Annotated in this window: 19 protein-coding genes; 7 read left to right on the forward strand and 12 right to left on the reverse strand. The window is 40.8% G+C overall.

All coding sequences use genetic code 11. The annotated features are described in order from the left end of the window. Window positions 1–23 precede the first annotated feature (23 nt). Together R5R67_RS01580 and R5R67_RS01585 are read left to right on the forward strand one after the other, a co-directional pair. Complete coding sequence (locus R5R67_RS01580; RefSeq protein WP_000854552.1) at window positions 24–188, forward strand: hypothetical protein; 165 nt, start codon at window positions 24–26, stop codon at window positions 186–188. Window positions 189–724: 536 nt separating this feature from the next. Further along, window positions 725–2,272 carry a hypothetical protein gene (locus tag R5R67_RS01585; protein ID WP_000098372.1) on the forward strand — a complete coding sequence of 516 codons (1,548 nt, stop codon included), beginning with the start codon at window positions 725–727 and terminating at the stop codon, window positions 2,270–2,272. Window positions 2,273–2,315: 43 nt separating this feature from the next. Here the strand turns inward: R5R67_RS01585 and R5R67_RS01590 are convergent, their stop codons facing one another. Together R5R67_RS01590 and R5R67_RS01595 are read right to left on the reverse strand one after the other, a co-directional pair. Beyond that, window positions 2,316–3,650: a D-serine ammonia-lyase gene (locus R5R67_RS01590; protein ID WP_000859890.1), complete on the reverse strand. Its 1,335-nt coding sequence runs from the start codon at window positions 3,648–3,650 to the stop codon at window positions 2,316–2,318. 162 nt (window positions 3,651–3,812) lie between these two features. Continuing rightward, window positions 3,813–5,444: an inorganic phosphate transporter gene (locus R5R67_RS01595; RefSeq protein WP_001087641.1), complete on the reverse strand. Its 1,632-nt coding sequence runs from the start codon at window positions 5,442–5,444 to the stop codon at window positions 3,813–3,815. A 463-nt stretch (window positions 5,445–5,907) separates the two neighbouring features. Between R5R67_RS01595 and metH the strand changes: the two genes are divergently transcribed. Continuing rightward, window positions 5,908–9,594: a methionine synthase gene (gene metH, locus R5R67_RS01600; RefSeq protein WP_000105330.1), complete on the forward strand. Its 3,687-nt coding sequence runs from the start codon at window positions 5,908–5,910 to the stop codon at window positions 9,592–9,594. A gap of 80 nt (window positions 9,595–9,674) precedes the next feature. Here metH and R5R67_RS01605 read toward each other — a convergent pair whose 3' ends face one another. The 4 genes from R5R67_RS01605 to R5R67_RS01620 all read right to left on the reverse strand — a co-directional run bounded on the left by R5R67_RS01605 (window position 9,675) and on the right by R5R67_RS01620 (window position 13,681). Further along, on the reverse strand, window positions 9,675–10,679 hold the full coding sequence (locus tag R5R67_RS01605; RefSeq protein ID WP_000080242.1) for a transketolase family protein: 1,005 nt from the start codon (window positions 10,677–10,679) through the stop codon (window positions 9,675–9,677). Window positions 10,680–10,689: 10 nt separating this feature from the next. Continuing rightward, the gene (locus tag R5R67_RS01610) at window positions 10,690–11,535 is read right to left on the reverse strand and encodes a transketolase (protein WP_085943425.1); all 846 of its coding nucleotides are present in this window, start codon (window positions 11,533–11,535) and stop codon (window positions 10,690–10,692) included. 19 nt (window positions 11,536–11,554) lie between these two features. Further along, complete coding sequence (locus tag R5R67_RS01615) at window positions 11,555–12,856, reverse strand: MFS transporter (RefSeq protein ID WP_000381870.1); 1,302 nt, start codon at window positions 12,854–12,856, stop codon at window positions 11,555–11,557. Window positions 12,857–12,931: 75 nt separating this feature from the next. Continuing rightward, window positions 12,932–13,681, reverse strand: coding sequence for an SDR family NAD(P)-dependent oxidoreductase (locus R5R67_RS01620; protein ID WP_000926511.1), 750 nt, complete (start codon window positions 13,679–13,681; stop codon window positions 12,932–12,934). 184 nt (window positions 13,682–13,865) lie between these two features. Here R5R67_RS01620 and R5R67_RS01625 point away from each other — a divergent pair, with 184 nt between their 5' ends. After that, window positions 13,866–14,741: a LysR substrate-binding domain-containing protein gene (locus R5R67_RS01625; protein ID WP_085943424.1), complete on the forward strand. Its 876-nt coding sequence runs from the start codon at window positions 13,866–13,868 to the stop codon at window positions 14,739–14,741. A gap of 11 nt (window positions 14,742–14,752) precedes the next feature. On the opposite strand, the gene R5R67_RS01630 is transcribed toward R5R67_RS01625, so the two are convergent. Further along, window positions 14,753–15,199 carry a hypothetical protein gene (locus R5R67_RS01630; protein WP_001016331.1) on the reverse strand — a complete coding sequence of 149 codons (447 nt, stop codon included), beginning with the start codon at window positions 15,197–15,199 and terminating at the stop codon, window positions 14,753–14,755. 191 nt (window positions 15,200–15,390) lie between these two features. On the opposite strand from R5R67_RS01630, the gene R5R67_RS01635 reads away from it, so the two are divergent. After that, a complete protein-coding gene (locus R5R67_RS01635) occupies window positions 15,391–16,536 on the forward strand; it encodes an aldose epimerase family protein (protein ID WP_000731766.1) in 1,146 nt (381 codons plus the stop codon). A 67-nt stretch (window positions 16,537–16,603) separates the two neighbouring features. Here R5R67_RS01635 and R5R67_RS01640 read toward each other — a convergent pair whose 3' ends face one another. Then, complete coding sequence (locus R5R67_RS01640) at window positions 16,604–17,824, reverse strand: MFS transporter (RefSeq protein WP_000204262.1); 1,221 nt, start codon at window positions 17,822–17,824, stop codon at window positions 16,604–16,606. A 106-nt stretch (window positions 17,825–17,930) separates the two neighbouring features. Between R5R67_RS01640 and R5R67_RS01645 the strand changes: the two genes are divergently transcribed. Continuing rightward, on the forward strand, window positions 17,931–18,719 hold the full coding sequence (locus R5R67_RS01645; RefSeq protein ID WP_001285132.1) for an AraC family transcriptional regulator: 789 nt from the start codon (window positions 17,931–17,933) through the stop codon (window positions 18,717–18,719). Here the strand turns inward: R5R67_RS01645 and R5R67_RS01650 are convergent. Next, the gene (locus tag R5R67_RS01650) at window positions 18,686–20,008 is read right to left on the reverse strand and encodes a glutaminase (RefSeq protein ID WP_000856705.1); all 1,323 of its coding nucleotides are present in this window, start codon (window positions 20,006–20,008) and stop codon (window positions 18,686–18,688) included. The two genes, R5R67_RS01645 and R5R67_RS01650, sit on opposite strands and share 34 nt — an antisense overlap. A gap of 178 nt (window positions 20,009–20,186) precedes the next feature. Beyond that, window positions 20,187–20,669, reverse strand: coding sequence for a peptide deformylase (gene def / locus R5R67_RS01655; RefSeq protein WP_000117818.1), 483 nt, complete (start codon window positions 20,667–20,669; stop codon window positions 20,187–20,189). Window positions 20,670–20,903: 234 nt separating this feature from the next. Between def and R5R67_RS01660 the strand changes: the two genes are divergently transcribed. Next, entirely contained in the window at window positions 20,904–22,202 is a 1,299-nt protein-coding gene (locus R5R67_RS01660) for an MFS transporter (protein WP_000371878.1), read from the forward strand. Window positions 22,203–22,264: 62 nt separating this feature from the next. Here R5R67_RS01660 and R5R67_RS01665 read toward each other — a convergent pair whose 3' ends face one another. Continuing rightward, window positions 22,265–23,461: a hypothetical protein gene (locus R5R67_RS01665; RefSeq protein ID WP_000753778.1), complete on the reverse strand. Its 1,197-nt coding sequence runs from the start codon at window positions 23,459–23,461 to the stop codon at window positions 22,265–22,267. Window positions 23,462–23,616: 155 nt separating this feature from the next. Continuing rightward, window positions 23,617–25,257: a thiamine pyrophosphate-binding protein gene (locus R5R67_RS01670; protein WP_000140220.1), complete on the reverse strand. Its 1,641-nt coding sequence runs from the start codon at window positions 25,255–25,257 to the stop codon at window positions 23,617–23,619. Window positions 25,258–25,284 lie beyond the last annotated feature (27 nt).

Consider the following 25,284-nt stretch of genomic DNA (forward strand, 5'->3'; position numbering starts at 1 on the left):
AATGATAAAAAAGCGAGAACAACATGAAAACATTACTTCTTTGTGCCGCAGCAATTTTCACAATGTCATTATCAGCCTGTGCAGTACATACACCTGAGGGTAGTATTGTGATTGACCCAGATTCACCATATTACGGACACCCAGGAGGTTTTTGCCCACCTGGACAGGCGAAAAAAGGACGTTGTTAGAAGTACTCTTTTAAAGTCATTAGATAGAGACTTCTATTAAATGATGAACTGAATACCGAAATGGAGGGTTCCAGCCCAAAATTAGATGGGATGAAACTAGAAAATTATGGTGTAAAAAATCACCATATCCCCAAGATTTTTAAAAGACAATCTTACGTTGTCTTCTATCTAGTTTCACCCCAATTCTTTCTTATTTCGTTTGACTTTTCTGATCATTTAATAAAAAAGTCTAGTTTTTACTCATCGTTGTATCTTTTTATTGATACATTTTGATCATTTTACCTTCAGGTCAAACCTGATGAATTCGCTCTATACAAAATAACTATTTATGTAACGTAAGTCTATAAAAATGTTCTAAAAATGTGAAAAAAAATGAAGGTAAAATGCGATGTAATTATCATAAAAAATGACTCATCTTATATTCATCACAAAAATATTGAATTTTATTTTGGCAGTTATTGCCACACGTTTCTTTTCGTTGGCATAGATAATGTATACACCTGTATATTAACCTTATCGTACAAGCGAGATATTTTATGTCCAGCCAGAGTTCAGCCGAAGGTCTACAATTTCCGATTCACGCCTCGATCAAAAAGCAAAGCACGTCTCTTACAGGCCAAGAGATTTTGTCAGAAGCTTTATCTATTGTAGATAATAAAACTGCTCAACAGATTTTGGCTGAAAAAAATTGGCGAAAAAATTATCCTATTTACTTTAAGGCACTTGTTAAGCACGGAATTACTAACAGCAATAATCCAATTACCATTGCAAAACAGGGATTGCATAAGGCTCATCATCTTTTTGATTATTACCGCGATGGTAAACACTATCTTTTAAAAGATGCTCTACACATCCCCACTTCTACACCTTTAAATACAGTAAAATTTAAAGGCGAAAGTGAAGCTGCACCAGAATGGTATGTTCCATATAAAGGCCAAAAACTGAGCGGGCAAAGCTTACTTGACCAAATTCAAAAATGGGAAAATGCAGGTATTATTGAACCAAGCCATGCTAAGGCTTTACGTGAAGCTGCTGCTCATCCTGAATGGTTTGATTTATCTGACCGTACGATGGTGTTATTTGGTGCAGCCTCAGAAGCAGGACCATTACCTTGGCTAGCAAAATGGAAAGCGAATATTGTTGCAATAGATTTACCAAACCCACGAGTTTGGGGGAAAATTCTAAATACAATCCAGCAAGGAAACGCAACGCTTATTGCACCAAGTATTGAAAAAATTGAGTCTTCGGCAAAAGCTTCAGCATTGAGAGATAAATTGGGTGCCAATTTATTAACGCAAATACCAGAAATTGCCCAGTGGTTAGTTCAATTTCCTCAAAAATTAGACTTGGCTGCTATTGCTTATTTAGACGGCGAAAAACATGTCCGTGTTTCTATGGCAATGGACAGTATTATGCAATATGTGAGTGAACATAAACCTGATACAAGCTTAATGTTTATGTGTACGCCAACCGATGTTTATGCAGTACCTAAAGAAGTTGCGGAAGCTGCTCAAGAGAAATTTAAATCTCGTTCACAACTACAAAAAATGGCTGTGAAAGGTGTTTCTACACTCTCACTCAAACGTTTTTTCCAAGCACCTTATCAAGATTTGATTACTAGCGAAAATGGCAAAACTTATGGTATTGCAGACTGTTTGGTAGTTGAACAAGGACCGAACTATGCTTTGGCAAAACGTATTCAACAATGGCGTGCAACACTTGCCCGTCATCAAGGTCAACGTGTAAGTATTAATATCGCACCATCTACCACAACTCATTCGGTCACAAAGAATCCACTTCTTAAAGCTGCTTTTAATGGCGCAGAACTTTTTGATGTAGAAGCATTTAGTCCAGAAACCACGAATGCCATTATGGCGGCGTTATGGATTCATGACTTAAGAAATGATTCTTCTGTTGCAAACCCTGAAACTGTACTCGATCACCCTCTAGAGTTGATGATGGAGGGGGCTAACCATGGCGGTTTATGGCGTGTAGCTTATTTAGCGCGTACAGCTCTTCCTTTTGCTGCCATCTATGGCTTTGCAGCCGAGAAACTTCCATTTAGGAAATTTTCTAAAAAATAATAACGTTGAAAGCCCAATTTTAGAATTGGGCTTTTTTGTGCAATTAATTGCGTTGGCTATGCGTTAAATACTTCTGCATTTCATCAGGTGGAACCATTCCTCCTCCTGTCGCCCATACCACATGTGTCGCATGCTGTAACTTTTCAGCTGACAATTGATGCAAAGCCAAATAATCAGGAGTAGTTTGCACATAATATGGCCCCATCATGCCTGCCGCCGCCGAGGGCTCAACTTGAATATTTTCAGTTTGATTTAAAAGCGCAATGAGTTCATATAAACATTCATCATGAATGGTGTAGTAACCGTCAATTAACTGCTGCATAGCACGTCCGACAAAACCAGAAGCACGGCCAACAGCTAACCCATCTGCCGCAGTGATGTTATCTAAACCAATGTCATTTACTGAAATCTGATCATGCAGGCCTGTATAAACACCAAGTAACATACACGGAGAATGGGTAGGCTCTGCAAATATACAATGTACATGCTCACCAAAAGCGAGTTTTAATCCAAAACTTACGCCACCAGGACCGCCTCCTACTCCGCATGGTAAATATACAAATAAGGGATGATCTGCATCGACTTTAATTTGCTTTTGTTCAAACTGCTGTTTTAAACGCAAACCTGCAACTGCATAACCTAAAAATAAAGTAGTCGAATTCTCATCATCAATAAAAAAACAAAATGGGTCCTGTTCGGCTGCCTTACGCCCTTCTTCTACAGCAACTCCGTAATCACTGGCATATTCCACCACATTTACACCAAGTGAACGTAGCTTATCTTTCTTCCATTGCCTTGCATCGGCAGACATGTGTACCGACACTCTAAACCCAAGCTTCGCGCTCATAATACCGATTGATAAACCAAGGTTACCGGTAGAACCTACTGCAATTTGATATTTGGAAAAAAATGTTCGAAATGAGCCTTGGTCTAATTTACTGTAATCATCTTCTAGCTTGAGAAGCCCTGCCTCAATGGCTAATTTTTCAGCATGGGCCAATACTTCATAAATACCGCCACGTGCCTTGATTGAACCCGAAATAGGTAAATGGCTATCTTTTTTCAGCCAAAGTTTCCCTGTAAGTGTCTTATGCTTTTGTAGCGATAGAGCTTGTTGCATGTCCGCAATTTTTACTAGCGCTGATTCAATTTTTCCATGCTGGGCTTGAGTTTCAGGAAAGACTTTTGCCAAATAAGGTGCGAAACGCGCTAGCCTTGCTTCTGTTTCTTTTACATCCTGTTCTGTAAGACCCACTTTCGCTAGTGCTTCATTTAAAGGATAACGGTGAGGATTAAACCAAAATGTTTCTTGATAGTCTTGTAATGTTTGAATGATTGGAAATTGTTGTTTTAATTGGTCGAGTTGAACCGTTTTCATCTTATATCCTTTCATAAAAATTTTAAGCTAAAGTGTTTAATATAGGCGTTCTAGATAGTCATTAACTTGTTAGAGAATTTACCCTAAAAAAAGATTTTTTTTGAAATATAGAAATAAAAAAAGCCACTCATGCTAGTGGCTTTTTTTATTCAAACAGACAGCTTATACAAACTGTAAGAACAACCAGTATAGACCACCAGACAAACAGATGGTGGCAGGAAGGGTAAATACCCATGCAGAGAGAATTGTTTTTACAGTATTGAAATTCAGGCCTGATTTATTGGCAACCATAGTACCTGCAACAGCACTGTTTAAAACGTGTGTTGTTGAAACCGGCATACCTAAACCATCTGCTGCAGCAATTGTACTCATTGCAACAAGTTCAGCAGACATCCCTTGACCATAAGTCATGTGATGCTTACCAATACGCTCACCGACAGTTACCACAATACGTTTCCAGCCAACCATAGTACCAAGTCCAAGCGCTAATGCGACTGCCACTTTCACCCAGTTTGGAATGTATTGTAAGAATGAATCCAAGCTACTACGATAATCTTTCACAAGCTTTTTCTGTGAGTCATCCATTTTTGGTAAAGCATCTGCCTTATCCAAACGCTTAAACGTCGTTGTGCTCAAATACATGTCATTACGGATTTCGCTAATTGCAGCTTCTGGAATATCTTTTAAGTTGCTATAGCTAGAAACACGCTCACCCAAATGGTCAGTCATGCTTGCCAATGCAGGCACAACTTCAGGCGTTTGTTGCTTGGTTTGAATGTATTTAGTTAAAACCGCACGCGCTTTTTCGTCAGTCAATTCTGGTTGATTTTGGTTTAACAAAACCGCAGTTTGAGAAGAAAGCTGATGGAATGATTGAACCTGCTGTGTATCGAGGTTTTTATTTAATGAATAAGCTAATGGCACCAAACCAACCAAAATCAGCATGATAAGACCCATACCTTTTTGGCCATCATTAGAACCATGTGCAAAACTCACACCTGTACAGGTAAAGATAAGAATTGCGCGAATGATTGCTGGTGGTGGCTTATTCCCTTCAGGTGGCTGGAATAATTCTAATTGGCGTTTGAAAATAGTTTTAACCAACAAGAATACAATTGCCGCAAAAGCAAAACCAATTAAAGGAGAAAATAATAATGCCTTACCTACTTTAATCACCTGATCCATATCAACACCACTGGTCGTTACGCCAGTCGATGCACTCAACAGATGATTCATAATACCCACACCTAAGATTGAACCAATCAAGGTATGAGAGCTAGAAGCAGGAATTCCCAAGAACCAAGTACCAAGATTCCAAAGAATTGCAGCGATCAACAATGCAAAAACCATTGCAAAGCCAGCACCACTGCCCATGTTCATAATAAGTTCAACTGGAAGCAATGCAATAATGCCATACGCAACAGCACCACTTGCGACCATTACCCCAAGGAAATTACAAAAACCTGCCCACATGACTGCAACCGGTGCAGGCAAAGCATTTGTATAAATAACCGTTGCAACTGCATTAGCAGTGTCATGGAAACCGTTTACAAATTCAAAGCCTAGTGCAATCAAGAGTGCAGTAGATAAAAGAATAACTGAATAAAGGCTTAAAGGTGGAACATGCGCTAAATCAGCACTGACCTGAAACCCAATATAAATAAGTGTTGCAATAATAATCGTCAGAAACACCGGCATAAAAAACTTAGGTGTCGGGACATGTACATTCGTCGATTTTGCTTGCAGGTTTGCCGCAAGTTTTGAATCCGAAACAGGGGGTAGATTAGAATTCATGCAGACGGTAAGAGGATAATAAAATCCTCTGTATTCTTAAATTAAATTATGACAATTATATGACAAAGAGGCGCCTGATGAAGTCAATTTTTTATATTTTGACCTCATTTGATGCACCTTTCCCCGACTGTTTTTATTTTTCTATTAAAATACAATAATTTAAACCATTAATTATGAGCTCCTTTTGTGCTTATTTTTACAGCAAAAAAATAAATAAAATGACCCATGTGTCTATTTTTCATACAAAGCAACTGTAATATTTCGGCATATTGAGCATGAAATATTTCAATATCATGATCATTTGATGAATATTTCATGAAAATTCTTTTGTTTTTAACATAAAGCGATCTCTTTTTTTAACTTTTTAGTCAGCTACACCTGACCTTCGTAGATCATCATTTGTGCTGCTATTCTGTTACAATAGCGCCGCATTTTTAAATTCATATAAAGATCGGGGTTTTCTATGTCTACGCTTGCCACCCTAAAAGCGCTTCTTGCTAAACGCATTCTGATTATTGATGGTGCAATGGGAACCATGATCCAGCGCCATAAATTGGAAGAAGCTGACTACCGTGGTGAGCGTTTTGCTGATTGGGCACATGACTTAAAAGGTAACAATGACCTTTTGGTTTTAACACAGCCTCAAATCATTCAAGGTATTCATGAAGCCTACCTCGATGCTGGTGCAGATATTATTGAAACCAACAGCTTTAACGGCACACGTGTTTCAATGTCTGACTATCACATGGAAGATCTTGTTCCAGAGATTAACCGTGAAGCAGCACGTTTAGCCAAAGCAGCTTGCGAAAAATATTCGACTCCAGACAAACCGCGTTTTGTGGCAGGTGTACTGGGGCCAACATCTCGTACATGTTCAATCTCTCCAGATGTGAACAACCCTGCTTTTCGTAACATTAGCTTTGATGAACTAAAAGAAAATTATATTGAAGCGACTCATGCACTAATTGAAGGTGGTGCAGACATTATCCTGATTGAAACTGTATTTGATACTTTAAATTGTAAAGCAGCGATTTTTGCAGTCAAAGAAGTATTCAAACAAATTGGTCGCGAATTACCAATTATGATTTCAGGGACCATTACCGATGCATCAGGCCGTACTTTAACAGGACAGACAGCGGAAGCTTTCTGGAACTCGGTTCGTCATGGCGATTTGCTTTCAATCGGTTTTAACTGTGCCCTTGGTGCAGATGCCATGCGCCCTCACGTAAAAACTATTTCCGATGTCGCAGATACCTTTGTTTCAGCGCACCCAAATGCAGGCTTACCAAACGCATTTGGTGAATATGACGAAACTCCAGAGCAAACTGCAGCTTTCTTAAAAGAGTTTGCTGAAAGCGGTTTGATTAACATTACGGGTGGCTGCTGTGGTACGACACCAGACCATATTCGAGCTATTGCCAATGCGGTAAAAGACATTGCGCCTCGCCAAGTGCCTGAAACGGTACCTGCTTGTCGCTTAAGTGGTTTAGAACCATTTAATATTTATGATGATTCATTGTTTGTAAATGTTGGTGAACGTACTAACGTTACCGGTTCTAAAAAATTCTTACGTCTCATTCGTGAAGAGAACTTTGCCGAAGCTTTAGAAGTTGCACAGCAACAGGTTGAAGCTGGCGCACAGATTATTGACATTAACATGGATGAAGGGATGCTCGATTCGCAAAATGCGATGGTGCATTTCTTAAACCTTGTAGCATCCGAACCTGACATTTCACGTGTACCGATCATGATTGACTCATCGAAATGGGAAATCATTGAAGCCGGCTTAAAATGCGTACAAGGTAAACCGGTTGTTAACTCAATTTCCTTAAAAGAAGGTTATGACGAGTTTGTTGAAAAGGCCCGCCTCTGCCGTCAATATGGTGCTGCAATCATTGTGATGGCCTTTGACGAAGTAGGTCAGGCCGACACTGCTGAACGTAAACGTGAAATCTGTAAGCGCTCTTATGACATTTTAGTAAACGAAGTAGGCTTCCCTGCTGAAGATATTATTTTTGACCCGAACGTGTTTGCAGTTGCGACTGGTATTGAAGAACACAACAACTACGCAGTCGATTTTATTGAAGCAACGGGCTGGATTAAACAGAACTTACCGCACGCCATGATTTCTGGTGGTGTGTCTAACGTTTCGTTCTCATTCCGTGGTAATGAGCCAGTTCGTGAAGCCATTCACTCTGTATTCTTGTACCATGCCATCAAGCAAGGCATGACCATGGGTATTGTGAACGCAGGTCAAATGGCTATTTATGATGATATTCCTACCGAGCTAAAAGAAGCGGTTGAAGATGTCATTTTAAATCAGAATCAAGGTGAGTCTGGTCAGGCTGCGACTGAAAAATTACTTGAAGTTGCAGAAAAATACCGTGGACAAGGTGGTGCAACAAAAGAAGCCGAAAACCTTGAATGGCGTAATGAGTCAGTTGAAAAACGTCTTGAATATGCCTTGGTTAAAGGTATTACGACTTATATTGACCAAGACACCGAAGAAGCCCGCTTAAAATCAAAACGTCCTTTAGATGTGATTGAAGGACCACTAATGGACGGCATGAACGTCGTCGGTGACTTATTCGGTTCAGGCAAAATGTTCTTGCCACAAGTTGTAAAATCTGCCCGTGTCATGAAACAAGCAGTGGCATGGCTCAACCCGTACATCGAAGCTGAAAAGACCGAAGGACAGTCTAAAGGTAAAGTCCTAATGGCAACGGTTAAAGGTGACGTACACGATATTGGTAAAAATATTGTAGGCGTAGTACTTGGCTGTAATGGCTATGACATTGTTGACCTTGGCGTAATGGTCCCTTGCGAGAAAATCTTGCAAACTGCGATTGATGAAAAATGTGACATCATCGGATTGTCTGGTCTGATCACCCCATCTTTAGATGAAATGGTATTTGTTGCTAAAGAAATGCAGCGTAAAGGCTTTAACATTCCTTTATTGATTGGTGGTGCAACCACTTCTAAAGCCCACACAGCAGTAAAAATTGACCCTCAGTATCAAAACGATGCAGTAATTTATGTTGCCGATGCTTCACGTGCTGTTGGTGTAGCGACAACCTTGCTTTCGAAAGAAATGCGTGGTGCATTTATTGAAGAGCATCGTGCTGAATATGCCAAAATTCGTGAGCGTTTAGCCAACAAACAACCAAAAGCGGCCAAACTGACTTATAAAGAGTCGGTTAAAAATGGTTTTAAAATTGATGAAAGCTACGTGCCACCAAAACCAAATCTTTTGGGAACACAAGTTTTAAAGAATTATCCGCTTGCTACACTCGTGGATTATTTTGACTGGACGCCATTCTTTATTTCTTGGAGTTTAACTGGCAAATTCCCGAAAATTTTAGAAGATGAAGTGGTCGGCGAAGCAGCAACTGACCTGTACAACCAAGCACAAGCAATGTTGAAAGATATTATCGACAACAACCGTTTTGATGCTCGTGCTGTATTTGGTATGTTCCCTGCTCAGCGTACAGATGCAGATACCGTCAGCGTATTTGATGAAGCTGGTCAAAATGTTACGCATACTTTTGAGCACTTACGCCAGCAATCTGACAAGGTGACAGGCAAACCAAATTTATCCTTGGCAGATTACATTCGTGCTGACCGCGAGCAGCAAGACTACTTGGGCGGATTCACTGTATCGATTTTTGGTGCAGAAGAACTGGCCAATGAATACAAAGCCAAAGGTGATGACTACTCTGCAATTTTAGTGCAGTCATTAGCTGACCGTTTTGCTGAAGCCTTTGCAGAACATTTACATGAACGTATTCGTAAAGAGTTCTGGGGCTATAAAGCGGATGAGCAGCTCAGCAATGAAGAACTGATTAAAGAGAAATACGTCGGTATTCGTCCTGCACCAGGTTACCCTGCTTGCCCAGAGCACTCTGAAAAAGCAGTGTTGTTCGACTGGTTAGGTTCTACCGACAAAATCGGTACTAAACTCACTGAACACTTTGCAATGATGCCACCATCTTCGGTAAGTGGTTTCTATTATTCTCATCCTCAAAGTGAATACTTTAACGTGGGTAAAATCTCTCAAGACCAACTTGAAGATTATGCGAAACGTAAAGGTTGGACACTGGATGAAGCGAAGCGTTGGTTAGCACCAAATTTAGATGATTCGATTGCTTAAGTTCTTAAATAAACCTGTTTAAAAATAGGGCGTGAAGGAATTCCCCATCACGCCCTTTTCAATTTGAAAGTTTAATCTTTCTACTTCAAATGTGCCTTAATCTTCTCTTTAACTGCTTCAGTTGAAATACCATATCGATCATGCAAAGTGGGTAATGCGCCTGCATCTAAAAATGCATCTGGCAAACCAATCATATCAAAACGAGGATGTTGACCATTTCTTAAAAGTAGTGAGCCGACAGCTTCTCCTAACCCACCAATGACTGAATGATTTTCGGCAGTTAAAACAGGTCGGCCACCTTTTGCGACTTCATCCAAAATAGTTTGTTCATCTAAAGGCTTAATGGTAGGCACATGCAGCACTGAAACCTCAATGCCCTCTTTTTCAAGTTCTTCAGCTGCCTCAAGCGCACGCATGGTCAATAGACCAGTCGAGATAATGAGCAAGTCTTTACCCGGTTTAATCACCTGTGCCTTACCCAATTTAAACTGATAATTGTATTTATCGAGTACTAATGGAACCTGACCGCGTAATAAACGCATATATACCGGACCATTATGCGCGGCAATCTGAGGAATCGCCTGTTCTATTTCCAAGGCATCACATGGATCAATAACCATCAAGTTCGGCATAGCGCGGAAAATCGCAATATCATCTGTCGCTTGATGACTTGGGCCGTAGCCCGTGGTTAACCCCGGAAGTGCCGCCACAATTTTGACATTCAGGTTATCCTCTGCAATTGCCATACAAATAAAGTCATAGGCACGACGTGATGCAAACACGGCATAGGTGGTCGCAAAAGGAACAAATCCTTCACGAGCAAGTCCTGCTGCTGCGCTCATCAAAAGTTGTTCTGCCATGCCCATTTGGAAAAACTTGTCTGGATTTTCTTTAGCAAAAATATGCAGGTCTGTATATTTTGATAAATCTGCTGATAAGCCCACAATATCATCACGCTCTTTTGCCAAGGCATTGAGTGCATGTCCAAATGGAGCTGGTTTGGTCGGTTGGCCTTCGGCAGCAATAGAAGCAATCATTGCCGAAGTGGTTAGTTTTTTCTTAGGGGGATTGGCTAACTGGCTCATGGTGTATTCCTTACTGTCCGTAGTGGGTCAAAATATTTAAAGCGTCGTCCCATTCATGTTCATCAACACGAATGAAGTGTGTTTTTTCGCGGCTTTCCAAGAACGACACGCCTTTACCCATTTTGGTGTCACAAATAATGACTCTTGGGCATGCTCCCTCATGGTTTCGTGCCTGATCGAATGCCTCAAGCAGAGCTTCCATGTTGTTGCCATCTACACGCTGGGTGTACCAACCAAATGACTGCCAACGATCAACAATTGGCTCAAATGCTAAAATTTCGCTGGAGTGCCCATCTGCCTGCTGATTATTCACATCAATAATGGCAATCAAGTTATCTAGTTTCCAATGCGAAGCAGACATCACTGCCTCCCATGTTGAACCTTCATTTAACTCTCCATCAGAAAGTAAGTTATAGACAAAAGCATCTAATTTTTTCTGTTTCAGCCCTAGACATGCACCGACTGCAATTCCAAGACCATGACCCAATGAGCCACCTGTAATTTCCATACCCGGTGTGTAAGAAGCCATACCCGACATCGGTAGACGACTGTCATCTGCACCATAGGTTTCAAGTTCTTCAAGTGGGATAATTTTTGCTTCAATTAAGGCTGCATAGAGTGCAATTGCATAGTGTCCAATAGAAAGATAAAAACGGTCACGGCCTTCCCATTCAGGGTTTTCTGGCTGATATTTCATGGCATGGAAATAAGATACTGCGAGCAAATCTGCTGCACCCAAGGCTTGTCCAACATAGCCTTGGCCTTGTACTTGCCCCATACGTAAAGCATGTTGGCGAATGTGGTAGGCACGTTGTTGCAACTCGGCAATTTGGCCTGCTTTATCAATATTTAACATTGTCATTTACTATTCCTTATTAACGATTGACCAGTTTTGCCGGAACACGCAGAACCAGACTGGCACCGAAAATTAATACTGCTGTAATTAAGAACATGCCGATTGCATTTGAACCTGTGTTGGTAGTGACCCAACCAATTAAATAAGGTGAGCAAAATCCTGCAAGATTGGCGAAGCTATTCACTGCTGCAATACCTGCCGCTGCGGAAACACCACCCAAAAAGTTGGTCGGTAACATCCAGAATAAAGAGGATGCCGTCAGCACACCTGAGGCTGCGATGCAAAGGCAAATTAAAGAGAGCGTTAGATTTGAAGCGAATAAAGTCGCAAATGTGAGTGCTATAGCGCCTGCACACATCGGAATAATTAAGTGCCAGCGGCGCTCTTGAAAATGGTCACCACTACGCCCCGCCAAAATCATGACCACAATGGCACACATATAAGGCAGGCTTGTGAGCAAACCGATATGCCAGTTATCACTAATGCCCGAATTACGAATAAGAGTTGGTAGCCAAAATGTAATGGCGTATTGCCCCATCACGACACAAAAGTAAATACCTGCCAGTAGCCATAAGCGTTTATCCGCGATGAACTCTTTGACGCTAGCATGACCTTCTTTGTGCTGGTTATCCTGAGCAAGCTCTTGCTTCACCAAGTTCTTTTCGTCTTGGGTTAACCAGTTGGCGTCTTGAACTGAATCTTTTAAAACAGCTAGTACAAGTAAGCCGACAATCACTGTGGGAATAGCTTCGATCACAAACATCCACTGCCAGCCAAACCAGCCATGTACACCGCTCATTCGGTCCATGATTAAGCCTGAAAGTGGTCCACCAATCATTCCTGAAATTGGAATCGCGATAAACCAAAGTACGGTCATGCGCGCGCGGCGGTAAGATGGGAACCAATAAGTGAGGTAAAGCAATAATCCCGGAGCCAAGCCGGCTTCAGCAACACCAAGCAAAAAACGTAAGGTGTAAAATTGCCATTCGGTTTGAACAAAGGCAAAACAGCCTGACAAAATGCCCCATGTAATCATGATACGGGCAACCCAACGTCTTGCGCCTACCTTGTGAAGTACAATGTTACTTGGTACTTCACAAAGAAAATAACCAATAAAGAAAATCCCTGCGCCTAGCCCATATACAGCTTCACTAAACTGTAAATCGCTCATCATTTGGAGTTTGGCAAAACCCACATTTACTCGATCTAAATAGGCACAAAAATAACAAAGCATTAAAAATGGCATGAGCCGAAATGCAATTTTTCGATACGCCGATTTACGAATCGTTGTATCTACTTCAGATGAAAATACTGTATCCATCATGCGAATCCCTTTACATTTGGCCACAGTATCCTCTTGTGACCATCATTCTATTTTTATTTAAATGGTGAGCGATTAATGAATAAGCATGCCACCATTTACATCGAGTGTTACACCAGTCAAATAAGCTGACAGGTCACTTGCCAAAAATAGTGCTGCATTTGCAACGTCTTGTGCTTTACCTAAACGGCCAAGCGGAATACCAGCCAGAATGTCGTGACGACGGTCATCATTCATTAAACCGCCAGTAATATCAGTCTGAATTAGACCAGGAGTAAGAGAATTTACACGAATCTGGTCACCACCAAACTCACGAGCCATCGCTTTTGCCAGACCTAACACGCCTGCTTTAGCAGCGCTATAGTGTGGCCCGCCAAAAATACCACCGCCGCGTTGTGCTGAAACTGAAGATAGGCACACAATGCTTCCACCACCGTTTGCTTTCATAGATGGAATAACCGCTTGCGACATAATCAGTGTTCCGCGCAGGCTGACATCTAAAACACGGTCATAGTCATTGCGTTGAATATCAAGTGTTTTGATAGGCTGAGTAATGCCCGCATTGTTAATTAAAATATCAATCTTTCCATAGTGCTGTAGCGCTTGTTCAACAGCAGCTTTGACCTGCTCTTCATTTGCAACATTGGCAGCAAGACCTAAATGTCCTTCACCAAGTGCCTTTGCAGCGTTTTGGCTTTGAACAAGATCTAAATCAACAATAATGACTTTGGCACCTTGTTGTGCAAAGGTTTCTGCGGTTGCTCGCCCAATTCCACGTTCTGATGCTGCACCGGTAATTAATGCCACTTTTCCTTGTAGTAACATGTTCAATCCTCTTTTACCCTTTATTTCCTGAGTTCTGACTTAGAATCCCTTTTTTCACAAAGCCCAGCAATCATGTCGAATTCAACAAGGCATGAAAAAAATTCATGCCTATGCTATTTTCAAATAAGTTTTAGGGATAAAAACGGATCATTTCATGGATAGTAGTGAAAACAATTTCAACCAAATGCCCTCAATTAAAACATTACAGGCTTTTGAACAAACCGCCCGTTTCGGCAATGTTGCTAAGGCAGCAGAGAATTTAAATCTCACCCCTTCGGCAGTGAGCCATCAAATTGCTAAGCTTGAAGAAATGATTGGGCAAAGTTTATTTATTCGTGGTGCCCGTGGTGTGACACTTACTCCTTCAGGTGAACGCTATTTTCAAGATGTCACCACCATTTTGCATAATCTGATGTTAGCCACAGAAAAAGCTGCCGATAAAAGCCCTAAAGACAGTTTATATATTCATTCATCCCCAAGTTTTGGTTTACTTTGGTTACTCCCTCGCCTTGAATCATTTAAAGAAAATTTCCCCATGATTCAGGTTAACCTATCGTGTTCGTATGAAAATTTGCACTTTACCCGCGATAAGATCGACATTGATATTCGTCATGGTTTACCCAACTGGACAGGGGTAGAAATCAGAACCATTCGTAATGAAAAGCTTGAAGTGCTTGCGTCCCCTAAGCTACTGGAACGTAGTCCAGTAAATAAACCTCAAGATTTATTAAAGAAAGAACTAATTTTATCGCGTTCAACTTTAGTTACTTGGCCCCAATGGTTTGCCCATCAGGGTTTAAGCATTCCTGAGTTTCCCTACACTTTGAGTTTTGACCGCTCTTATATGTCACTTGAGGCGGCCACACACGGGCTAGGTTTTGTTTTAGAAAGTAATTTGCTTACTCAAAATTATTTGGAATCCGGAAAGTTGGTTAGAGTTTTTGCAGATGAGCTATCGATTCCTATCTCTGCTCATCATTTGGTATATCCACGAACCCACCAATTTATTCCTAAAATTGAGCTATTTTTAAACTGGATTCATGATGAATTGGCAGGCTGAGAAATCATTTCTTAAATGATTTGAATTTCTTCAACTCTTAAGTGATGCATCATCTCTCGAACAAATACAAAGTAGGTAAAAACATAAAGCTGATTTGGAGCCATTTGATTTGTGTAGTAGCTCAAACGCTCAATAAAATCATTAAATCCATGCTCAAGCTCGATACGGCTGATTTGCTTTTTAGCACTAAAAAATAACTCACTGAGTTGTGCCATGGCGGTATCAGCCGTAACCGCTACACCACCTATATTTAAATTTCTGAGTGGCTGAGACTCGATGATTTCTTCAATGAAATAGATCATCTTTTCGATAGCCAGCTCATCAATCACACCCTTGCTGATACTTTTTGAATTAATAAAACCTAGGCCCTGCTCAAGGTGAATATGTTGGCTGTCTACATCAAACCAGAGACTATTTAGACCAAGTGAAAATTTTAAAATTGAATTAGGATGATTCATAAAAATAGCTTACTGCTGAAGTTTGCTAATAAAGTTAATTTGTTTATAACCCTAAATGGTATCGGCTGTTCAATACTCAGCATTAACTGATCGAATATTATTAACACTATATATAATAAAAACCTCTTTAAAAAGATGAAAAATCAATCTTATATTCATCCAGTCTTACTATTACAAAATAGAGTATAAGCATGAAAAAATTAGCAATTTTAGGTGTTACGGTTTATAGCTTTGCACAACTGGCAAATGCAGCAACGTTAAATGTAAAACCATATGGTACGACTCAAAATGGCCAAAAAGTTGATCTATACACCATGAGTAATAACAATGGAGTCTCGGTATCTTTTATTAGTTTTGGTGGTGTAATTACACAAATCTTGACTCCCGATGCCCAAGGCAAACAAAATAATATTGTTTTGGGCTTTGATGACCTAAAAGGCTATGAAGTCACTGATACCAAGGAAGGTATTCATTTTGGCGGATTAATTGGTCGTTATGCGAACCGGATTGGCAATGCTAAATTTAGCTTAGATGGAAAAACGTATAACCTCGAAAAAAATAATGGCCCGAACTCATTACATAGCGGCAATCCTGGTTTTGATAAACGTGTTTGGCAAGTTAAGCCCCTCGTTTCTCAAGGTGAAACCGTTAAAGCTTCTCTTAAGTTAACCAGTCCAAATGGTGATCAAGGTTTTCCCGGAAAGTTAGATGTGGAAGTAATCTACAGTCTTTCAGATCAAAATGAATTTAAGATTGAATATAAAGCCGAAACTGATCAGCCTACAGTCGTCAACCTCACCAACCACAGTTATTTCAACTTGTCAGGAGCTGGTAATAATCCTTATGGTGTGCTGGATCATGTGGTACAACTCAATTCAGACCGTGTATTGGTGACCGATCAAAACTCTTTACCAACAGGTGAAATTGCTTCAGTTGCAGGTACACCTTTTGATTTTCGGACGCCTAAGGCGATTGTGAAAGATATTCGAGCGAATAATCAGCAATTGGCCTATGGATATGGCTATGACCAAACTTGGGTAATTAATCAAAAGTCTCAAGGGAAACTCAATCTTGCGGCTGTTGTAGTTGATCCAAAATCTAAACGAACAATGCAGGTTTTAACCACTGAACCAAGTGTCCAAATGTATACAGCCAATCATTTATTAGGAAATATTGTTGGCGCAAATGGCGTACTCTACCGACAAGCAGACGCACTAGCGTTAGAAACACAGCATTTTCCAGACAGCCCGAATCAACCAGCTTTCCCGTCTACACGTTTAAACCCAAATCAAACTTATAACAGTGTTACCGTATTTAAGTTTGGTGTTCAAAAATAGTCTTTCTAATGAGGCTATGTTCATATTAAAAAGACTCTCAGCTGAATATGGCTGAGAGTCTTTTCATTTATTTAACTTTTGTGTTTGGTAAAAGTGCCGTTGCAAAACCAAGTAATGGCAACAATGAACATAAACTAAATACCCATTCAATGCCGTTAATATCCGCTAAATGCCCTAGCCCCGCTGCGGCAATACCACTTACCCCAAACATAAGGCCAAACATTAAACCTGCAATCATGCCTACACGGCCCGGAACAGCTTCTTGTGCATAAACCACCATCGCTGCAAAAGCAGATGACAACACCAAACCTGCAATAATTGAGAAAACCGTCGTCCAAAACAAGTTTGCATACGGCATCATTAATGCAAACGGCGCCATGCCAACAAATGAAACCCAGATCACAGCTTTACGGCCAATCTTATCGCCAATTGGGCCACCCGCAAATGTACCTACAGCCACAGCTGCCAAAAAGGCAAATAAGTGTAATTGAGCTGTTTGAATGCTGATATGGAACTTTTGAATTAAATAAAAAGTAAAATAGTTACTAATGCTGGCAATGTAAGTAAATTTAGCAAACATTAATACACTAATTGTGCCTAAGGCGATAATGAGCTTACGGCCATGCAATTTGGTATGTGCTTGCGTAGCATGTGTAACCACCTGACTTTTAGCATGGTTTACTGTCCAGCGGCTTACACCAAATAAAACCCAAATCGCTAAAAGTGCAAATATCACCAAGCCCGCAACTGCATGCTGTCCAAATGGAACAATTAATAACGCTGCTAATAATGGGCCAATGGCAGTACCTGTGTTTCCGCCCACTTGGAAAGTCGACTGAGCTGTACCGAAGCGCCCACCCGATGCCATACGCGCCACACGCGAAGCTTCTGGATGAAAGGTGGCAGACCCTACCCCAATCAGTGCAGATGCACATAACAACACGGCAAAACTTGGTGAAAAGGCTAACAAGATAATGCCGCAGAATGTGACGACCATTCCAAGTGGGAGAAGATACGGTTTTGGATGTTTATCGGTATAAAGTCCAATCCAAGGCTGTAGCAGCGAACCTGTAATTTGATATACAAACGAAATCAGGCCAACCTCCGCAAAACTCAGCGAAAAGTTTGCTTTTAGCATTGGATAGATGGCTGGTAACACTGCCTGAATTAAATCGTTCAGTAAATGTGCAACCGCCACGGCGCCTACAATTTTAATAATCATTCCTTGAGACTGATCATTTGCAACGGTATTGGCAATACCATCTTTCAATTGTATTGAAGACGTCATACCTGAAAAACTCCAATATTTTTAAATGAGATGCTTATTGTAAATTGTCGCTTATAAAGTTATCTTCCAATAATCATTGTATAAGTGACAATTTTTAGGATAGTTTATGTCCGATTCTCTTATTCAGTCCGATTTGTCTGAACTAGTAATTGGACTCTCTTCCGAACATTCTTACCGAGAAATCACGCCTACTCATACACATACGCGTGCTCAGTTTTTATATGCGTCCACTGGCAACATTCAGGTGTTTACACCTAATCATGTGTGGATTGTGCCACCCATGTGTGCGTTATGGATTCCGGCAAATGTAGAGCACAGTGTGATTTCACTGAGTCACGTTAAGTTAAATACGGCACTGGTTGAAGTAAATGCAGCCGCTCGAATGGGACAACATTGCTTTATTATTCGGGTGAGTAACCTGCTGCATGAACTTTTAATACGTTTAAATGAAATTGAACGAGAGGAAACGCCAAATACAGCAACCTCTCAAGAGCTTTCCCGTTCTTTACAAATTTTGATCTTTGAAGAAATACAGCGAGCCAATTTATTGCCTATCCAGATACCGTGGCCGAAAGACAAAAGACTCTTAAAAATTTGCCAAGAGTTATTACATACGCCTAACCATTCAAGAGATTTAACAGATTGGGCTGATGATATTGGCGCGAGTTCTAGAACTTTAATGCGTATGTTCCAGAAAGAAACGGGGCTATCTTATCGGGCATGGGTACAGCAAATGCATATTGCACTTGCCTTGAGTAAAATTGCGAATGGCGAATCTATTGCTCAAATTTCAGAGTCACTGGGGTATACCAACCCCAGCGCGTTCAGTGCGATGTTTAAGCGACATCTAGGTAAAACACCTCAGCAGTTTAGAAGTGCTGCGATGTCGCTATAAGTCTTTTTTTTTGCAGGGATCTCATGCTTTTCAAGCAAATCATCGAAATCATGATAAACATGAAGTTCTCGATCTTTAGCTGTTCTTGCATGATCTAATCGTTGTTCAGGATCGACTAAAACAAGAGTATGGCCATCATCAATCAGACGATCTACACCTTCTAAGAACATACGTTTACCCACATCGTGTATAAGTGAAATCTGGGTTAAATCAATCACGATTGTGCTTTGGTCAGTGGTCTCGTCTTGTAAAATACGCAACAACATTTCAGCTTCGGTAAATTTCAATACCCCTCGAAGCACATACACACTTAACGATGCATCTTTTCCTGTACGGTAATGACTTTGTACAATCGTTTGTGCAGAAGGCGTACCTTCCATGAGATGTAATCCCATGTCACGAGATAATCGCTCTAAAATATCGATTCCTCGAACGCTATGACCGTGCTCATCTAGTCGAGGTGAAAAAGCAGCAATACTGACCTGCCCCGGCAGCACACCCAAAATACCGCCTGCTACACCACTTTTAGCAGGAATACCGACAGTTGAAAGCCAGTCACCCGCGGCATCATACATACCACAGCTCATCATAACACTGAGTACTTGTCTAACTACAGATCGGTTTAACAAACGCTTTCCAGTTTTAGGGTCGACGCCGCCGTTGGCAAGTACACTGCCCATACGTACCAAATCTTTAACTGTAACCATGATCGCACATTGACGAATGTAACCATTCACAATATCGACTGGGTCAGTTTCTAAAATCCCCACCGTTCGCAACATATAACCGATCGAAAGATTACGGTAGGCGGTTTTGACTTCCGAATCATAAACAGACTCATCAAAACTTAATTCACGACCAGCAAGCTCGCTCATAAAACGGCGTAGAATTTCTGCGCTATGTAAACCATGCTTGACCTGAATCAAGGAATGTACAGTAATTGCGCCAGAGTTAATCATCGGGTTTTTCGGACGTCCGTCTTTACCTAATGAAATTTCATTGAAGGCTTCTCCCGAAGGCTCTACCCCTACTTTCGCAAGTACCGCATCAATGCCAAGTTGTTGTAAAACATAAGCATACACAAAAGGTTTAGAAATCGATTGTATGGTGAATTCAACATCATCATCGCCGACCGAATAAATTTCACCATCTACCATAGACATTGCTAGAGCTAATCGATTTGGGTTTGCATTGGCCAACTCAGGAATATAATCGGCGAGATGACCGCTGATATCGATGTCACAGGCTTCTATAACATTTGCCAAATAATCTGGGAGAGGGGTTTTCATGGTCAGTAACCTTAAATGAGGAGATTTACAACATCGCGCAAAATTTCAGCACAACCTGCTGATAATATTAAAATTATATCTTTTGTAATGAGTTAAAAATCACGATATAAATATTTTAATTCTGTTCTCTTATTTATTTCAAGCTCATTATAGGTTTTTCAAAACTTTAAACTGAAGATTAGCTTATTCTTTCTACAAACAAGATTCCATTTAAATGATCGACCTCGTGTTGAACAATACGAGCAGGAAAACCTTGAAAAATTGTTTCAACTGTTTCACCTTGAAGTGTTAAGTATTTCACCTTAACCATTTCTGCACGTTCAACTTGTCCACGCTCATCCGGTACACTTAAGCAGCCTTCTTCGCCCAAACACGTTTCACTCGAAAATTCTAAAATTTCTGGATTTACCATGACCACAGCATTCATTTCAGGCGCATCCGGATAGCGTGGATTTGGTCGAGAAGCCACAATAATAACGCGTTTAGAGATATAAACTTGCGGTGCAGCAATCCCTACTCCATTGCGCTCAAGCATGGTTGCATGCATAGCATCAGCAAGCTGATAAAGCCAATTACTGTTTAACTCATTTGCCGAAACGGGAGCCGCAATTAATTTTAAAATATCTTCACCACGCTTCGCGACAGGTAAAACCACACTCATCCTTTGAATCTCTTATTAAACTGGCTATGACTAGTTTTATTGTGTCGCTGAACGCCCCAAAAGAAAAGTCATTCCTACATCTGTTTTTGTTTTATCTAAAGTGTTTTTTGTTTTAAAGCTTTTTCATCTGAGTAAGCCCAATCGGCGTTACCCTATAGAACAAATTTCCTCCATTTACTTTTATTTCACTTTTCCATTAATATCCAAACTTCAATTACAACAATTAAGTAAAAAATGGATCAGGAATTAACTTTGCAGGACGCGAACTATCTTAATAAAGAAGATAAACGAACCCTTGCCCTTTCTTCATTGGGTGGAGCTTTAGAGTTTTACGATTTTGTGATTTATGTGTTTTACGCCAAGATCATTTCCGACCTCTTTTTCCCAAGTACGCTTAGTCCGTTTTGGGCCATGCTCAATACTTACGGCATTTTTGCAGCAGGTTATTTTTTTAGGCCCTTAGGCGGGGTTGTCATGGCCCATTTTGGTGATTTGGTGGGGCGTAAAAAACTATTTTCACTTTCTATTTTGCTGATGGCGCTGCCTACCCTGTTTATCGGGATTTTGCCCACTTTTGAAAATATCGGATATTTGGCACCGCTACTTTTATTACTCATGCGTGTGGTGCAAGGTATTGCAATTGGGGGGGAAATTCCAGCCGCGTGGACATTTGTGTCTGAACATGTACCTGAAAGAAAAATCGGACTGGCAAATGGTTTACTCACCGCTGGGCTGTCTTTAGGAATTTTACTAGGCGCACTGATGTCTCTATGGATTTCACTGAATTTTAGTGAAGGACAAATCCATGACTGGGCATGGCGTATTCCTTTCATTGTGGGTGGTATTTTTGGACTCGTTGCACTTTATTTAAGAACGTATTTGAAAGAAACCCCTGTGTTTAAAGCCATGCAGGCCCGTAAAGAAATTTCTAAAGAAATGCCAGTGAAGCAAGTCTTAAAAACACATAAAACAGCCGTTGCAACTGGCATGTTATTTACATGGTTTTTAACGGGATGTGTGGTGGTGGTGATTTTAGCCATGCCAAATTTGTTGATTGGTTCATTTGGCTTTGAGCGCGCACAGACTTTTGAAATGCAAAGTGCAGCCATTGTCATGCAAATGGTGGGCTGTATTTTGGCAGGCTATTTTGCTGACCGTTTTGGCTGTGGCAAAGTCATGATGGTCGGTGCGCTTGCTGTGGCACTTACAGCAGCAGTTTTTTATAACAGTTTGGGGCACGCGGCACATTCAACCATTTTTGGTTTATATATGTTGTTGGGTCTATGCTCTGGTACCGTCGGCATGGTGTCGAGCAGTATGGTTAAAATGTTCCCCGCGCCTGTTCGCTTCTCAGGCATTTCATTTTCTTATAATTTATCGTATGCAATTGTTGGCGGTATGACGCTGCCTTTAGTGCATTGGCTCAGTCAATATAGTGATATTGGTGCGATGTATTATATTTTCGCGCTAACCATTTTGGCCTTTGTAACTGCCTTTGTGTTTTGGAATAAGTTTGAAAAAAACAGGTATTAAAAATTTTCACTTATTAAATAAAAAACCACGCCGATTGCGTGGTTTTTTTAATGCTGCTTATTTTAGAAAGTAAACCCAATATTAAAGTTAATACGGTATAGCCATTTATCACTGTTTGGTGAAGTTGCAGAGGTATACCCTGTTGAGTTGGTTGCCCCACCAATAATGTTAGAGTTTTTACCCCAGGTATAATCTGCCCAAACCATAAATGGTGAAGCAATAAACATCATTCCTGTAGTGTTCATTTGCGAATCTGACCAATCATCACGTTTTTTATCGAGATAACTATAGTCATTATAAAACTTAATGGCTTTTAGCTTGCCCATATTGGTCACAGGCAACGTATAGGCAAGGTTTAAACTGGCAATGGTTCCTTCCGAAGCAATGAAATAAGCAGGTGTAAAACCATTATTGCCCATTAAGGTCATGTCACTATTTACACCATCCGGATTTTTAGCATCGTACTGATAGTGGATGACCGAACTTTGTAAGTTAAAGCGTTTGTAGTTGTTTTCGGTATGCAAACCGACTGCATAATATTTACCGTCTTTATCAGTCACTTTGTTATGTAGCTGAGCGATTGCACCCGAGACACCAAACTCTTGCTTACCGAAATCAGTTTCTAACTTGCGCACAATGCGGGTATTAAACTGATGACGTTTTTCATTCTGATAAGCTTTTTGAGATGGAAATGCATTTTCTTGCAAGTCATCATAAGTTGCACTTTCAGGTGAATAACGCAAGTTGGTTTCTAACATTTGCGGGTAATAACCGAGTTTTACATCCCAATCTTTGTCGTGATAATTCCAGTTAAGCCCCGGTGCAATGTTATTGCCATATCCTAAAAAGAATGGAATGTGATAGGTCCAGCCATTTTGCGGATAGGGATAAATCGTAAATGGTTTATAAACCAGGCCCGCTTCAATGCTGTTATTGGCATCTAGGTTATAGCCCACATACGCTTTTTCAATGGACGTTTTCTGTTGGTCTTGAAATAGATAGCTGGCGTTGATATAGGCATCATCAAACTTACCTTTGAGATCTACCCTGAAAATATCAAAATAGAGCTTACCGAAACCCCGGTTTGGCCCTTCCCAATCTTCATAACGTTGATTTAACCGAACCACCCCACCTAACTTTAATGAATCCGTGCCATCATCACTTTTCCATTCAAGCAATGAGTCTTTTGCAAATGCATTGACGCTTACCCCTAGCGTAAGCGGTGCAATGAATGCCACGATCAATGAAGTCTTTTTCATCTCTACATCCTTGATTGAGTTCCAGCATCCTGCTGGAACTTTATTTGTTTTACCTGTAAAACTTCGTTTTTATTGTTTTTTAGACAAAAAAATTTATCTAAAAAAAGGATGGCTTAGCAGCTCCCATCGCATATGTACTAAACCATCCAAACTGGTTAATACAGTTTCTTTTGCGGTGGACCCGCGAAGTTTAATGGTCCAATCGATTTCATATCGAGCTCGATCACGGTTGGCCCTTCAAAAGCGACAGCCTCTTGAATAACCGTTTTAAACTCTTCTGCACTACCCACTTTCCAGCTTTTCACACCCATTGATTCGCCAAGAAGTTTGTAGTCAGGTGTATGTAATTCATTGAAATACTGACGACCACCGAAGTAATTATTTTGAATGCCACGCATTACGCCATAACCACCGTCATTCATAATCATTAGGACCATATTAGTGTTTTCTTGCACCATAGTTGCAATCTCACCAATACCAAGCATTAAGCCGCCATCACCGACTAAACCAATTACTTTTTTGTCAGGGTTAGCAACCGAAGCACCGATTGCTGTTGCAAGGCCTAAACCAATTGCACCCGCAAGTGAGTGGATGTTTTGGTTTGGCGCTTGTACCGGGAATAAACGACTGCCCCATGTACTACCCGACATGGTGATGTCACGTACAAAAATACCGTCTTGAGGTAAAGCTGCACGTAAGTAGTCACAAATTAAAGCGTATTGGTCGATTTGTTTACGCAGTGCATCAATTGCAGCCTGTTTAGCAGCCACTACAGCAGCATCGTAATCGGCATCGATTTTTGAAGTCCCTTGAAGCTGTTCTAACACACGTGTTAAGACATCTTTGGCATCGCCACAAATGAAGTTACGGATTTTGTAATTACGTTGCTGAGCTACCGGGTTTGCATCTACCTGAATAATGTTTTCAGGGAATTCAACCGAATAAGTTTTGGTTTCATTACTACGTAAACGAGAACCCACTACCACCATCAGGTCGGCATCTTTTAATAATTGCTCAACACCTGCCGAGTTATGGAACGCACCTAAGCTACGTGGATGGTCATCTGGCAACACCCCACGAGCATGAGTCGATGAAACAACCGGAATACCTAAATCTGCAATTGCTTTAACTTCGGCAATGCTATTTAAAGTTCCACCACCAATCCAGAAAATCGGGCGTTTTGCTTTTTTGATCTCGCTTACAAGAAGATCAATTTCAGCTTGCTCTGCCTGTGGCAATTCAAGTGCTTTCACTGGCCCAAGATTAAGTGGTAAATCAATTTCTGCTGCTTGTACATCAATGGGTAATTCAACACTGACAGGTCCCATTGGAACTGTGGTTGCAACACGAATAGCTTCACGAATCACGCCAACAGCATTGTCTGGACTGGTGATACGGAACGCTGCTTTGCTTGATGCGCGCAAGAATGTAAGTTGGTCTTTGGTTTCATGGATGAAGCTTGCATCACGGTCGAGATATTCACGCTCAACTTGACCCGTTAAATGCAATACAGGGCTACCCGCATTCATTGCTTCAATCAGTGAACCCACTGCATTACCAGCGCCAGCACCTGTACTGGTCAACGCTACACCTAAGCCTTTAAAGCGTGAGTGTGCATCTGCCATAGTAACCGCACCCGCTTCACCACGTGCTGCAACAAAGCGCATTTTTTCACGGCGCCCTACCGCATCGGCAATAGGTAAATTGTGGATGGAAATAACACCATAAATACTATCAACTTGGTGCGCTTCTAAAACTCTTGCGATTGCTTCGCCTACATTTACACGTTCAGTCATGTCTGTTCCTCAAAATTTGTTTTCAGT

Source organism: Acinetobacter sp. OYA S30 (assembly GCF_033599315.1).
Lineage (GTDB): Bacteria > Pseudomonadota > Gammaproteobacteria > Pseudomonadales > Moraxellaceae > Acinetobacter > Acinetobacter baumannii.